Origin of the sequence: Geosporobacter ferrireducens, assembly GCF_001750685.1 — a bacterium.
GTDB lineage: Bacteria > Bacillota > Clostridia > Peptostreptococcales > Thermotaleaceae > Geosporobacter > Geosporobacter ferrireducens.
On sequence record NZ_CP017269.1, the window covers coordinates 321707 to 336129 of the forward strand.

General features: G+C 36.6%; 17 protein-coding genes. 2 read left to right on the top strand and 15 right to left on the bottom strand.

The annotated features are described in order from the left end of the window. Window positions 1-11 precede the first annotated feature (11 nt). Complete coding sequence (locus tag Gferi_RS01615) at window positions 12-911, bottom strand: MBL fold metallo-hydrolase (protein ID WP_069973955.1); 900 nt, start codon at window positions 909-911, stop codon at window positions 12-14. 155 nt (window positions 912-1066) lie between these two features. Here Gferi_RS01615 and ylbJ point away from each other — a divergent pair, with 155 nt between their 5' ends. After that, window positions 1067-2341 carry a sporulation integral membrane protein YlbJ gene (gene ylbJ / locus Gferi_RS01620; protein ID WP_083273310.1) on the top strand — a complete coding sequence of 425 codons (1275 nt, stop codon included), beginning with the start codon at window positions 1067-1069 and terminating at the stop codon, window positions 2339-2341. A gap of 5 nt (window positions 2342-2346) precedes the next feature. On the opposite strand, the gene Gferi_RS01625 is transcribed toward ylbJ, so the two are convergent. The 7 genes from Gferi_RS01625 to Gferi_RS01655 all read right to left on the bottom strand — a co-directional run bounded on the left by Gferi_RS01625 (window position 2347) and on the right by Gferi_RS01655 (window position 8587). Further along, window positions 2347-2796, bottom strand: coding sequence for a V-type ATP synthase subunit E family protein (locus tag Gferi_RS01625; RefSeq protein ID WP_069973956.1), 450 nt, complete (start codon window positions 2794-2796; stop codon window positions 2347-2349). Between the two features lie 25 nt (window positions 2797-2821). Continuing rightward, a complete protein-coding gene (coaD, locus tag Gferi_RS01630) occupies window positions 2822-3301 on the bottom strand; it encodes a pantetheine-phosphate adenylyltransferase (protein WP_069973957.1) in 480 nt (159 codons plus the stop codon). Between the two features lie 2 nt (window positions 3302-3303). Further along, the gene (gene rsmD, locus Gferi_RS01635) at window positions 3304-3858 is read right to left on the bottom strand and encodes a 16S rRNA (guanine(966)-N(2))-methyltransferase RsmD (protein WP_069973958.1); all 555 of its coding nucleotides are present in this window, start codon (window positions 3856-3858) and stop codon (window positions 3304-3306) included. A 290-nt stretch (window positions 3859-4148) separates the two neighbouring features. After that, the gene (locus Gferi_RS01640) at window positions 4149-4361 is read right to left on the bottom strand and encodes an alpha/beta-type small acid-soluble spore protein (RefSeq protein ID WP_069973959.1); all 213 of its coding nucleotides are present in this window, start codon (window positions 4359-4361) and stop codon (window positions 4149-4151) included. 103 nt (window positions 4362-4464) lie between these two features. Beyond that, entirely contained in the window at window positions 4465-6528 is a 2064-nt protein-coding gene (gene recG, locus Gferi_RS01645; RefSeq protein ID WP_069973960.1) for an ATP-dependent DNA helicase RecG, read from the bottom strand. A 67-nt stretch (window positions 6529-6595) separates the two neighbouring features. Further along, entirely contained in the window at window positions 6596-8212 is a 1617-nt protein-coding gene (locus Gferi_RS01650; protein ID WP_156782303.1) for a DAK2 domain-containing protein, read from the bottom strand. An 18-nt stretch (window positions 8213-8230) separates the two neighbouring features. Then, on the bottom strand, window positions 8231-8587 hold the full coding sequence (locus Gferi_RS01655) for an Asp23/Gls24 family envelope stress response protein (protein ID WP_069973961.1): 357 nt from the start codon (window positions 8585-8587) through the stop codon (window positions 8231-8233). A 232-nt stretch (window positions 8588-8819) separates the two neighbouring features. Here Gferi_RS01655 and rpmB point away from each other — a divergent pair, with 232 nt between their 5' ends. Beyond that, entirely contained in the window at window positions 8820-9011 is a 192-nt protein-coding gene (rpmB, locus tag Gferi_RS01660; RefSeq protein ID WP_069973962.1) for a 50S ribosomal protein L28, read from the top strand. A 62-nt stretch (window positions 9012-9073) separates the two neighbouring features. On the opposite strand, the gene Gferi_RS27920 is transcribed toward rpmB, so the two are convergent. From Gferi_RS27920 to Gferi_RS01685, 7 genes are all read right to left on the bottom strand, one after another. Beyond that, window positions 9074-9226, bottom strand: coding sequence for a hypothetical protein (locus tag Gferi_RS27920; RefSeq protein ID WP_156782304.1), 153 nt, complete (start codon window positions 9224-9226; stop codon window positions 9074-9076). Window positions 9227-9237: 11 nt separating this feature from the next. Then, on the bottom strand, window positions 9238-9393 hold the full coding sequence (locus tag Gferi_RS27925; protein WP_156782305.1) for a hypothetical protein: 156 nt from the start codon (window positions 9391-9393) through the stop codon (window positions 9238-9240). 125 nt (window positions 9394-9518) lie between these two features. After that, entirely contained in the window at window positions 9519-10154 is a 636-nt protein-coding gene (locus tag Gferi_RS01665) for a thiamine diphosphokinase (RefSeq protein ID WP_069973963.1), read from the bottom strand. Between the two features lie 17 nt (window positions 10155-10171). Continuing rightward, window positions 10172-10825: a ribulose-phosphate 3-epimerase gene (rpe, locus tag Gferi_RS01670; RefSeq protein ID WP_069973964.1), complete on the bottom strand. Its 654-nt coding sequence runs from the start codon at window positions 10823-10825 to the stop codon at window positions 10172-10174. Between the two features lies 1 nt (window position 10826). Continuing rightward, window positions 10827-11702 (bottom strand): ribosome small subunit-dependent GTPase A, encoded by an 876-nt coding sequence (gene rsgA, locus Gferi_RS01675; RefSeq protein WP_069973965.1) that lies wholly within the window; start codon window positions 11700-11702, stop codon window positions 10827-10829. Next, a complete protein-coding gene (gene pknB / locus Gferi_RS01680) occupies window positions 11695-13644 on the bottom strand; it encodes a Stk1 family PASTA domain-containing Ser/Thr kinase (RefSeq protein ID WP_069973966.1) in 1950 nt (649 codons plus the stop codon). The genes rsgA and pknB overlap by 8 nt, the downstream gene beginning before the upstream one ends. 22 nt (window positions 13645-13666) lie before the next feature. Beyond that, entirely contained in the window at window positions 13667-14398 is a 732-nt protein-coding gene (locus tag Gferi_RS01685) for a Stp1/IreP family PP2C-type Ser/Thr phosphatase (protein ID WP_069973967.1), read from the bottom strand. Window positions 14399-14423 lie beyond the last annotated feature (25 nt).

The following is a 14423-nucleotide window of genomic DNA, read 5'->3' on the forward strand; positions in this document are numbered from 1 at the left end:
TAATAATTGCCCTATATACTTTTTCTTTTCCAAAATACTAGATTATCCACTGTGTTAGCCTCAATTAAGTCTTGTGTTTCCAATCCGCTCAAATGTGCTGCCACTGCTGCTTGCAGAAGATAGAATTGGCTTAAGTTATTAACCTGAATGCCGTAGTAGGTACAGACAGATTGAAATATTTGCTCTGTACTTTTTTCACTCTTTAGTTGTTCTATAATTGTGCTGTCAATCTCATCCAGTCTGGCAATGTTTTTTTCTACTACATCGGTAATATCTGACACCGGACTACTATGAGCAGGAATATAGTAGCCATAGGTGCTATTTTTTAAATAATTTAGCGTTTTTCTATGTTTAACAATATCTACATTAAAAGGGATTTTATGTTTATCTAAAACCTCACTGGATACAAAAGCATCAGCACAAAAAAGAACATTCTCAAATGCTATGCCCATTTGCCCAGGTGAATGTCCCGGCAGAAAAACAATTCCCAATTCCAGGCCACATACTTCTAGTACTGCCTCTCTTTCCTTGATGACATAGTCAATCTTTGAGGGTTTTGCCATGAGAAATTTATTTTGCAAACTCTTTAGCGGGTGCGCACCTGAAAACAGATATAGGGGCTCCAGATAAGGATAGCGAATAATTGCCTCCTCAATTTCAGAGGCAAATGTCTTTGCATCTGTCTGACTCTGTATATAAGCATTGCCGCCACAGTGATCTGCATGAGAGTGGGTATTTATTACAGCAGTTACCTTCAGGCCTTCTTTCTTTAAGGTATTTAATATTTTTTTTCCAGTATGATCCTCCAGACCTGTGTCAATTAGAATCGCATTGTCCTCATGAACAATACAGCCAATGTTTACTACATTTGGGATATAGTAAATCTTCTCTGTTATTCTTTTTAATTCCATAGATCATTCTCCTTCGTATAGATTCTATAAATAGTACTTTCGATGTAGAGGAGGAAATACCTTTCTTTTCCAAAGTCTAAATGCCTCAATTATTGTAATAAAATTTACCTGCCCCCATATACATATGATAGAACCTATCTTTGAGGGGGCGGATCATGAAACTGCTCATTTTATTCAGTCTATTCATCTTTTTTTTACTATGTAAGAAATTACGTTTACAACAGCACCTCGGCTATGCTATACTTGTACTTCTTGTCACAACCATTACCTTAAGCATGATCTTTTACCCTAAGGAAGCTGTTGATGCTGCAAAGACAGGTGTTGATACCTGGTTTAATATTGTATTTCCTGCACTGCTTCCCTTTTTTATTGGTGCCGAACTGATGGTTGGATTAGGGGTTGTCCGTTTTATGGGCGTTTTATTAGAGCCAATTATTCGTCCTTTATTTAATGTACCCGGTGAAGCTTCTTTCGTTTTTGCCATGAGCATTACTTCGGGCTATCCTGTAGGCGTGAAGCTTACCTCAAAGCTTCGAGAACAGGGTATTGTTAGTAGAGTTGAAGCCCAGCGAATGGTATCCTTCTGCAGTACCTCCGGACCTTTATTTCTAATCGGTGCTGTATCCATTGGCATGTTTCATAATCCACAACTGGGAGTGACCCTATCTCTCTCCCACTATTTAGGTGCCATTGCCACCGGTTTGCTTTTTCGATTTTATCACTGCGAAAAAAGAGCTTCTCTCCAAAGCTTAGCACACAAGGGTTATTTTTCAAGGGCTTTCCGCGAGATGTCTGCAACTTACAAAAACAATAACAAATCCTTTGGTCTTTTGATGGGAGAAGCTGTAAAGAATTCTATTGAAACTATGCTTGCAGTAGGAGGATTCATTATTATCTTTTCTGTAATTATAAGGATTTTTCAGCTCACTGGCATTATTCAATGGCTTTCTACCGCTTTCTCAACTCCGCTGTCTTTGTTTGGCTTACATCAGAATCTCCATCCTGCGTTTATCAGCGGAATTTTTGAAATTACGATAGGTTGTAAGTTAGCTTCCGAAATTCAGAACATTACTTTTCTTCAGCAAGCGATTTTCACCACTATGGTAATCTCTTGGAGTGGACTCTCAATTCATGCTCAAGCTATAAGCCTCCTTAGTAAAACGGATATTCGCACGAATATATATATCTTCTCAAAGCTCTTACATGCTATATTATCAAGCAGTATGGTTTTTCTGGTATCCCCCTTAGTTACTGCTGCTTCAAAACATATTATACTCCCAGTATTTTTACATACACCTGAAATTTCACCCTTTGAGAATTGGCTAAAAAACCTGTTGTTCTCCTTTGAGCTCTTTCTTATTATAACCTTTACTGCTTTAAGCATTTCTCTTTTATTGCCTTGGATTTTCCATTTATACGAAAAAAAATGAAGGCTTTATCCCTTCATTCCTTTTAACTCTTTTCGATTCTGTTTAATGGTATCTATCATATCAATGAAATTTTGTTCTAATCCACCCAATAATTCGTCTGCATATTGTCTTGCGCCAATTCGAATTTCTTTCGCATTCACCTGCGCTTGGGAGATAATTTCTTCTCCTCTTTTTTGTGCTAGCTTAGTGATTTCATCTTTTTCAACCATTTCTTCTATATGTCGTTTTGCATCCTGTAAGACTGAATCTGCTTCCTGTTGTGCTTCAATTAATATTCGTTGTCTCTCTTCCTTGATCCATTGTGCTTGTTTAATTTCATCGGGCAGCTGAATTCTGACTTCTTTGATAATATCCAGGATTTCTCCTTTATCAATAAACACTTTTCCTGCAAATGGAATCGAAGAACTATTCTCAATAATGTCTTCTAGCTCATCAATGAGTTTCAACACGTTCATGAATCAAATTCCCCCTTTTTGATCTTTATTCTCGATATTTCTTTATCATTGCAGCCAATACTTCATCTGGAACCAGGCCCTTAATACACCCTTTAAACTTAAAAACTTCTTTTACTAAACTAGAGCTTAGATAAGAATACTCACTGCTTGTCATCATAAATACAGTTTCAACATCAGCATTTAGCTTTCTATTCATAAGCGCCATTTGAAATTCATATTCGAAATCCGATACAGCTCTTAATCCTTTAACAATACTGTGAATCCCTTTTTGATTAACGTAATCAACAAGCAGACCAGAAAAACAATCTACCTCCACATTCGGCAGCTCCTCGGTTACTTGTTTTAATAAATCTAACCGCTCTTTAACATCGAAAAGTGGATTCTTACTTTGGTTGTGAAGTACTGCTACGATAACTTTATCAAATAGCTTTGCTGATCTTTTGATGATATCCAAATGTCCATTGGTTACCGGGTCAAAACTACCTGGATATACTGCGATTTTCATTACTATGCCTCCTCAGAATAGATCGATATGGTTGTATTTCCGTATTTTCTGTTTTTAATTCTTGTTAGTTTTGCAAATTTCTCCGGCAAAACATCCTTGCTATCATGCTCTATTACAATGATCCCAGTACTAGAAAGCAACCCTTCCTCTTCTATAGCTTGTACACAGGGTATAATAAAACCTTTCAAATAGGGAGGATCCATAAAAACAATATCATATTTTTGCTCCAAGTGAGCTAATTCTCGAATCGTTTTAAGGGCTTCCTGATGAAAAACTTTACTTTTTTCTTTAAAACCAGTTATTTCAATATTCTCACAAATAACACGAATACTGTTTTTATTATTATCGACAAAAATTGCTTTTTCTGCACCCCTACTTAATGCCTCTATACCAAGATTTCCTGTACCGGAAAACAAATCTAAAACATAGCTTTCCAGTAAGTAGGGATGTAATATACTGAATATGGATTCCTTAATCCGATCTGTTGTAGGTCTTGTAGCAAGTCCAACAGGTGATTTTAAACGTCTGCCCTTTGCTAATCCGGCAATAACCCTCAAATGTCCATCGCTCCTTTCAATAACTATATTTTAGCATATATTAACAAAATGAAAAGTAGTATTTCGGAAAAGTTCATTTACCTATCTGAATAATATTCTTTCCGAATACACATATTATATATAAGCACAGCAAAATAAAATTCCCCTTAGAGCTCTTCCTTCATTTCTCCTCTCCCAATACTGGTGTTTATGCACCAGTATTTTTTATTCTAAATTCTTTATCAGAGTTTTTGGGGTAAAATACAAAGAAGAGATGTTTTCATCTCTTCTTTGTATTATATAAACCCTAATTATTTTCCAGAAAGCTGTCTTTCAGCCATTTCTACTAATCTTTTTGTCATGTATCCGCCTACATAACCATTTTGTCTTGCTGTAAGGTTTCCCTTATCAACTGTTTGATAGTTGCTTAATCCTAGTTCGCTAGCAATTTCATATTTCATAGAATTTAATGCCGCTTTTGCTTCAGGAACTACCTTTTGGTTATTATTGTTGTTAGTTGTCATTTTCTTTATCACCTCCTATAACCTTGTAGTATTAATGTAACCAGTATTTTTCGAATTATATCTAGAACATTTTTACTATTTAGTAACAGAATGGCAATCCTTGTCATAGTCCAATCTCTTCCATTTTTTCTTGAAATGCTTCCAGTAGTTTTCTCCTTAATCCCTTGTTTTTTTCTAAATGTAACCCTGGGTCTTCAGCCAATACTTTTTTCGCTTCAACCTGAACCTGATGTAAAATTTTAATATGCTTAAACAAATTGGCAATTTTTAATTCCGGAAGACCATGTTGCCTTGTTCCAAAGAATTCTCCGGGTCCTCTTAATGCCAGATCCTTTTCTGCTATAACAAATCCATCTGTACTTCCTTCCATAATCTTCATTCTTTCCAGTGTAATTGGATTTTTACCGTAGTTAATCAAAATGCAATAAGACTGATAGCTGCCTCTTCCAACTCTTCCACGCAGCTGATGAAGCTGTGCCAAGCCAAATCTTTCACTATTTTCAATAACCATTACAGAAGCATTAGGAACATTTACACCTACCTCGATTACGGTAGTAGATACCAATAGATCTATCTCCCCTGACTTAAAGGTCTTCATTAAATTTTCTTTCTCGGCACTTTTCATTTTTCCATGGAGCAGTCCGACCCGCATATCCTGAAAATACTCTTTTGTCAGTTCTTCATATAGTTCTACGGTAGATCTAGCTTCAATATTTTCAGATTCCTCAATTAATGGACATACAATATAAGCTTGTCTGCCCTCTTGAATTTGCTTTCTAACAAAATTATATACTCTTTTTCTCTTATTTTCATCTACACAATAGGTTTCAATAGCCTTTCTGCCTGGGGGCAATTGATCAATAACAGATATATCCAAATCTCCATATAGTATTAAAGCAAGAGTTCTTGGAATCGGGGTTGCAGTCATTACCAATATATCTGGGTTTAACCCTTTATTCGATAACTTTACACGCTGTCGTACACCAAAACGATGCTGCTCATCAGTTATGGCCAATCCCAGCTTGTGAAACCGAACATTGTCCTGTATAACTGCATGGGTTCCTACAACTATATCTACTTTGCCTATTTCAATCTCTTCTAATATCTTTTCTTTATTTCTTTTGGTTATGCTTCCGGATAATAAAACAGTTTTCACTCCCAGTGGTTCTAACAGTGCATGAATCGTATCATAATGCTGTTCTGCTAAAATTTCTGTGGGCGCCATAAAAACACTCTGATAATTATTTAATACAGCCTTATACAGTGCTATGATTGCTATGATTGTTTTTCCCGATCCCACATCGCCTTGCACTAGGCGATTCATGATCCTGCTGCTTTCCATATCTTCTTCAATCTCTTCCAAGACCTTTTTCTGGGATTCTGTTAATTGGAAAGGAAGCTGCTTTATAAAATCATTCAGTTGTGGCATTTTATTGAAAGCAATCCCTTCCCGATTCTCATCTAACTGTCCCTTTGTCAATAAAAGTCCTAATTGAAGTATCAGTAATTCTTCAAAGATCAACCGATATTTTGCGATACGCAGATTTTGTGATGAGGAGGGAAAATGAATATTTTGAAGTGCAAAGTCCAAACTGCAAAGCTTATTTTTCTTCAAAATATCCTCAGGTAAGAACTCTTGAATCAATGTTGCCCCATTTGAAAATATAAATTTTTGTAATGCATAAAAATCCTTTTGTGATAATCCTTCAGTTAGCCTGTAAATAGGCATAATTTGTTGAAACGCCTGATGCTGCTCATCTTTTATAAAAGAATACTCTGGGTGCAGAATTTGAACGGTGTAAAAATCAATTTTCACCTTCCCGTGTACAAATATTTTATCGTCAGGCTGAAATACTTGTTTTATAAACGGCGTATTATAGAATACTAACTGGGCCGTACCAGTAGCATCCTTAACAGGAAGGGTATAAATTTTCAGCTTCCTTCTAATGCTTTTCTCCTGAATCTTCCCGCACACCTCAAGATACAAGGAGGTTTTTTCTCCATCCACTAGCCCTTGCACAGTCTTTACCGACCTTCTGTCTTCATATTCGCGGGGAAAGGTATAAATAAGATCTTCTACTGTAAAAATAGATAAGCGTTGCAATAGTTTTTGCTTTTTGGGCCCAACACCTTTCAAATATTGAACTGGTTGTTTTAATGACTCCATATAAATCCCCTTTCATCGGCGGTAAAAGATAGTTTAAAGAAAAAAAGGAAACGACCCTCGTCATTTCCTATTCTACAGAGAAAATATAATGGTACAGCGGCTGCCCTCCATAATATACTTCAATATCAATGTCCTTATACTTTTTACCTATGGTGTCTGCAAGTGCCTGTGCACTACTTTCACTCTGCTCTTCTCCATAAAAAATGGTCAGGATCTCATCTTCATCTGTAATCATTTCTTTCAATAGGCTCATCGATACTTCTGCTACGCCTGTACCTACTGCTTTTATATTTCCATCGTATATTCCTAATATATCGTCTTTTTTAATGTCAATATCATTAAACTGCGTGTCTCGAACAGAGAAAGTAACTTGGCCGGTTTTAACATTTTTTAAGGCATCGGACATGGTCTTTTCATTTGTTTCCGGGTCAGTTTCTCCGTTAAAGGATAAAATTGCTGCAATTCCTTGCGGTACGGATTTTGTAGGAATCACGATTACATGCTTATCACTTAATTGCTTTGCTTGATTTGCCGCCAAAATGATATTGCTGTTATTCGGGAAGATAAAAATATTTTTAGCAGAAATGGCATCGATAGATTTCTTAATTTCTTCTGTACTCGGATTCATGGTTTGTCCACCAGTGATAATTTCGTCCACGTTCAGATCTTTAAAAATATTGGTTAGCCCTTCCCCCATGGTAACGGCAATCATTCCGTACGCTTTTAACGGTTGTGTTTCTTGAGGTTTTTCTTCTTCAAAAATCTGATTTCTATGCTGCTGCCTCATATTATCAATTTTAATGCTGATTAGTTCTCCTAACTTTAATCCATGCTCCAAAACACTTCCCGGATTGTTGGTATGTATGTGCACTTTTGCAAGACTCTCATCGCCTACCACCAACATACAGTCCCCATAGGTCCCTATTTTTTTCTTAAAGTCTTCGATGTCAATACGGCTTCCTTTGATAATAAATTCTGTACAGTAGCCAAAGGTAATCTCTCCTAATTCCACATCAGAATGAAATTCAACTGTATTTAGCGGTGCTGTTTCAGAAATCTCCATTTCTTTTCCTGTCAATGCTCCATAAAAACCTTTATAAATATATATAAGACCTTTTCCCCCAGCATCTACAACTCCTGCTTGCTTTAGCACTTTTAATAGGTCTGGTGTTTTATCTAAAACCTTTTCAGCATACTCTATAATTTGCCATAAAAAGGATTCTAAATCCTCTTCCTTTTTAGAAATCTCAATAGCCTTTTCACCGGTCTCCCGAGCAACTGTTAGAATCGTTCCCTCTATAGGCTTCATAACCGCTTTGTAAGCCGTATCTGAAGCACTTTTCAAAGCATTGGCCAGATCTACTGTATTTAATTTATTTTTCCCCTTACAAGCTTTAGAGAAGCCTCTAAACAGCTGAGACAATATAACTCCCGAGTTTCCCCTTGCACCCATTAATGAACCATTCGCAGCTGCCTCTGATACCGATTCTACGCTTTCATCTTTTATATTTTTAATCTCCTTTGCCGCTGAATTCATTGTCAGTGCCATATTCGTACCTGTATCTCCGTCAGGTACTGGGAATACATTTAGCGCATCTACTGTGCTCTTATTATTTTCTAATGAATTGGCAGCCTGAATCATCATCTTCTTTAGCAATGGACCATCTATATATTTAATTTTCAAAACACGTACCTCCTTAGATTACTTTTCAACCCGAACGCCTTGTACGTTTATATTTACTTTTTTCACCTGCATGCCGGTAAAACTCTCTATATTATACTTTACTTTATCAATGATATTGTTTGCAACAACAGAAATTCTGGTGCCAAACTCAACGACAATAAAAAGATCTATCACAATTTCATTATTATCCGTATACACCTTCACACCTTTGCTCATATTTTCTTTTCTCAATAGCTCAAACAAGCCTCCTGCTGCTGATTTCGTTGCCATTCCTACAAGTCCATAACATTCCATGGCAGAAATACCTGCTATTGAGGCCAAGACTTCATTATCTATGAAAATGTTACCCAATTCATTCTCTAATTTCGCCGCCATTACTTACCCTCCCTATATATAGAACCTTTACCGATGATTAAATGCGTCCATATAAATTTATATATATATTTTATATTAATTAATATCTATATTCAACTTAAATAATATGTACATCACCTTTCTTCATTAATAATTGGAATATTTTTTCCTAAATGTTGCACAAAATACATGTAGTGTGGTAAAATAATAATGTTTTTAATTATGGTATACTGTCTCGAAGGAGGTGTAATATATGTCAAGATCCTGTGACGTATGTGGGAAAGGTAGATTGTCCGGAAATAACGTGAGTCACTCAAACCGTCATACAAGAAGAGTTTGGAGTGCAAACATAAAAAAAGTGAAAGCAGTTGTAAACGGTTCTCCAAAAAGAATTAGCGTATGTACAAGATGTTTAAGATCAAACAAAGTTGAGAGAGCAATCTAGCCTGGAAAAGCCTACCCCATGGGGTAGGCTTTATTTAGTTTTATTCCTGTTTTCATGTTTTCCTAAATAAATAATTTATATCCTAAATAGAGCATACAGCACCCTAATAAAACCATCCAAACTCTATAGGGCAGAGTAATTACAGCTATGATAACCAATCCAGCCATTAATAGCATCAAACCTATTATTCTACGCTCGATCCTTCTCCTCCTCATAAAACTTCCTCCTATAATGCTTTTATTAGAAATAAAAAAAACAATAAACACAAGGCCCCTAAAACACTATACCACGCCCACAATGGAATCATTTCAATAATGATAATTGATCCGATCAATGCCAATACAATTCCTAAAACCCGCCTCATTATTCTTACTTTTCTCAAATGATCACCCCGCTTAAGGCTGTACCATGGAAAGAATCAACATGTTTAGAAAACCATATTTATATATATTATTCAATAGGCCCTTTATTGACAACAAAAAAACCATCTATGATGGTTTTTTTTAATCAATCCTTCGCCTTAATTACAAGAATTGTTCCTTGCTTTATCGTTATAGAAGCATGTTGGACAGCAAATTGATTGCTTACACCAATCGATTGTCCCATTTTTATTGTCGCGTCTTTTAAAGGATACTCTAGTCCATTTAAAGTAACCCCTTCTACCTTCGGTGTCAGCGGAAGTATGGAAACCGAATCTCCAACTTCGCCTTCTAGAAACAACTCATCGGATGTAATCCATATATGATTATGTTCATCCTGAATGCTTGCGCGGATACCCTTCTGCAGTAAAGGTACCAGCAGCAGGATATTGGCCAGCGTATGATCCATTCTGCTGCCTAGGGCGCCAAAGAAATTAATCTCCGTTGATCCGCGGGCAATGGCATATTGTACAGCCAGCTCTGTATCAGTAAAATCTTTTCTTTCAGAAAATTGACACAGATCAATATTATGCTCCTGCAAATATTTCATGTACTTCCCATCAATCGAATCAAAATCACCTACGATCAGGTTCGGCAATAGGTTCATATGAAATAAATGCCGTATTCCCCCATCTGCACAAATGATAAAATCATGTCTTAAAAGAGCTGCTCTGGTGCAATCATAATCATTTATATTACCATTTGTAACAATTGCACATCTCATGGAAAACCTCCATCTATTTATTGCGTAATTTGTCTAAATGCAGCTACTGTCGCCGCAATGTCCTTGCTGTTAAATATGGCAGACCCTGCTACCAAAACATTTGCTCCAGCATTTACAATATCTTTGATGTTTTCTAAGTTAATTCCCCCATCTACTTGTATATCTGTATTTAAACCTCTTTCTGCAAGCATATGCCTTAGGGCTTTAATCTTATCCAATACAATAGGAATAAACTTCTGCCCTCCGAATCCAGGATTTACAGACATCAGCAGCACCATATCCAAATCATCTAGAATGAACTCTAAGACGTTTAAAGGCGTAGCAGGATTTAGGGAAACTGCTGCCTTAATCCCGAAGGATTTGATGTTCTGTATTGTCCGATGAAGATGGGTACAAGCTTCCGCATGGACAGTAATAATATCTGCTCCCGCTTTCACAAAATCCTCAATATACCGGTCTGGATTTTCAATCATTAAATGTACATCAAAAGGGAGTTTTGTCTTATTTCGAATACTGTGCATGACCAAGGGGCCAATGGTTATATTTGGAACAAAATGCCCATCCATCACGTCAATATGCAGTAAATCGACCCCCGCTTCTTCTACCTTGCCAATATCCCGTATCAAATTGGAAAAATCAGCTGATAATATGGAAGGTGCAATTTTTATCATGTTAATACCTCCTCGCTTGTTCTATTTCTTCTAAAAGCTGCCGATAGCTCTCATATCTGCTTATATGAATATGCCCATGTTCCAAAGCTCTTTTTACAGCACAATCCGGTTCATTAATATGATTACAAGGCTGAAACTTGCACCTATCCAAGTATTCATTGAATTCTTTAAAGAGGTATTGCAGTTCTTCTTTATCAATAAAATCTACCTGCAGGGAACTGAATCCAGGTGTATCAAGAACCCAGCCTCCAAACTCTAATGGCAGTAGTTCAACGTGACGGGTTGTATGCTTTCCTCTCTCAATTTTTTGGCTAATTTCACCAGTTTGCAGTGCCAGATTCGGCTGTATGCTATTTAAAAGAGAGGATTTTCCCACACCGGAGGGACCCGCAAAAACGGTGGTTTGGTTTTTTAAACATTCCTTTAAATCCTCGACACCCATCTTGACTTTGGTACTGGTAGCAATCACTTGATAACCTATTTGCTCATAAATCATCCTTAAGCGCTGAAGCTCTTCTTTCGCCTCAAGGTCAATCTTATTCAGACAAATTACCACATCTAAATCCTCATTCTCTGCCAATATAAGGAATCGGTCCAGCAATGACAACTTGGGATCCGGCTGCTGGATTGCAAAAACAATCACAGCCTGATCCACATTTGCCACTGGCGGTCGAATCAGCTCTGTCTTTCTATCCATAATCCCTTCAATAACACCTTGTTTAGATGCATTATCAACTGAAATATGAACATGATCTCCCACTAGGGGCGTTATTTTTTCCTTTCGAAACCTTCCCCGAGCTCTACATTCATAAATTTTATTTTCAACCCTTACATAGTAAAATCCGCCGATACCTTTAATAATCGTTCCCTCAATCATTTTTAATTAACTTCCCAGTATCAAAATCAATCTGTGTAGGTTTTCCAGCCATCACATCATCAAAATAAATATACAATGTAGCTTTTCCCCTTCCTTGAATTGTTATTTTTTTCTCACCCTTTGATCTATTTTCGATACCGCTATATACTTCAACAGAAGATCCATCCTGTTCCTTTACAATACGCAATCTAAATTCTTCTTGCTTGGCAGTTGATAAATATATGGTTAAATCAACTGGTTTAAGTTCACCACTATTTCCTGGCTGCTCTAAATTTTCCGGTCCTTTGCTAACTACTAAATCCACGACTCTTTTCTCTTCTACTTCTGTTTCAGGTGCTATACTCTGAGATATAACATCATCTTTGGCTATATTGTTATCAAATTTGTACTCTACATTACCCCAAACTAATCCTGAGGTCTCTATAATTTTTTTTGCAGAATTCAAATCTTTTCCAACGAGATTCGGCATCAATATCGTTTTTGTTTCAAGGCCCTGACTAACAACCACACTGATTTCGGAACCTTCTGCCACCTCACTCTTTGGCTGAGGACTTTGGCTGATCACAACCCCTATAGGTAATGTATTGTATTCGTATTTTACGAGTCCTTCCTTGAGATTTGCATTAAAAAGTATTGCATCGATTTCATTGATATTTTTATTTACCAAATTAGGCACTTCGACCATCTTAGCACCTTTGCTGACAATTAATTTAATCGGATAACCGGCTTTTACGACTTCTCCTTTTTTAGGTTCTTGGGCCATAACGGTGCCTTCGTCAAATTCTGCACTAAATTGTTCCGTATATTCCGCTGTCAATCCAATATTTTCAAGGTTTTCCTTTGCCTTTTCATAAGGAATTCCCACTACATCCGGCACTTCTTTTTCTTGCCCTGTAAAAATACCATTAAAATAAAACATACTCCCTATGAATATAAGTGCTAAAATGAATGCTGTAGCAATTGCGCCCCAAATAATCCATCTACTTTTTACTTCTTTTCTTTTTTCTTTACCAGCATTTTTTACTGTATTTCGATTAACTTTAATGTCTTCATCTTTTATAGCAGGTATAACCTGGGTAGGACTATCATCATCCTCATCAATTTTAACAAAATTCCCCATAGGTTGCTTTAATGCCTGATTTAAGTCTTCCAATATCTCTTTCGCACTATTATATCGTTTTAACTGATCCTTTTGGATCAACTTCATAATAATATCTTCCAGTGCCTTTGGAATATTTTTATTAATCATCGAGGGGGGTGTAACATCCTCATGGATATGCTTTAATGCAATAGAAATAGGGCTTTCTCCCTCGAAAGGCACTCTTCCTGCAGACATTTCATACATTACAATCCCCAAAGAATAAAGATCAGATTTTTCGTCTGTATATCCGCCCCTAGCTTGTTCGGGAGAAAAATAATGAACGGAACCAATAACACTTCCTGTATTGGTGACAGTGGAAGAAGTAGCTGCTCTGGCAATTCCAAAGTCAGTAACCTTCACGCGGCCATCATCTGTAATCAAGATATTATGTGGTTTAATATCTCGGTGTACAATATGGTTTGTATGCGCGTGCTGCAGGGCAAGGGCAATCTGTTTACTGATATTGATGCATTCATCGGCTTCCAATGTACCCTTTTCCTTAATAACTTGTTTTAAGGTTTTTCCTTTAACATATTCCATAACGATATAGTATACATCATTGTCCTCATTGCCCACATCATATATGTTTACAATATTCGGGTGGGATAGACTTGCTGCAGCTTGTGATTCCCGCTTAAATTTACTGATAAAATCTTCATCACTGGTAAATTCAGGCCTTAATATTTTTACTGCAACAAATCTATTTAATAGCTGGCATCTTGCTTTATATACCAAAGCCATACCGCCACCACCAATTTTCTCTATCATTTCATATCTGTTTCCTAGTATTCTTCCTTTCATTCTATCACCTCGATTCTCATTTTCAGTTATTTTTGATTGCTAAAATTGTAATATTATCATATCCGCCTCTTTCGTTCGCTAATTCTACTAGGTGCTCACAGGCTCTTTGTAGATTTTCACTATAAAGCATGCATTCCATTATTTCTGAAGGTTCTACCAAGTTCGTCAACCCATCTGTACAGAGCACTATGATATCTTCTTTATCGAAAGGAACACTGTAAATATCAATTTTAATATTTTCTTCCGTACCTAGGGCTCGTGTAATAATATTTCGTTGTGGATGAGTTTTCGCTTCAACTTCAGTAATACTACCATTTCTAACGAGTTCCGCGACTAAAGAATGATCTTCTGTGATTTGTGTCATGCATTGCTTATTGATTCGATAAGCTCTACTATCTCCTATATGTCCAATATAAACTTTTGATAGTATAAGTGCGAGGGTTAAAGTTGTACCCATTCCTTGACAATTCTCATCCATTACAGCACGTTCCAATATTCTATGATTTGCTTCAATAATTGCCTTCCGAATCTCACGAAAGATCAATGGCTCCTCATGGTCTCCCTGTATGTTCATATTTTTATCAATATAATCTGTAATGGCGTCTATGGCTATATTGCTTGCTACCTCTCCAGCATTATGTCCTCCCATTCCATCTGCAACGATAAAAAGATTATCATCGTCCTTAGCAATAAAAAATGCATCTTCATTTATCTCTCTTATTTTTCCAATATGAGAACATGCCCCGATTTCCATTAAATCACCTCACCAATGTTTAATC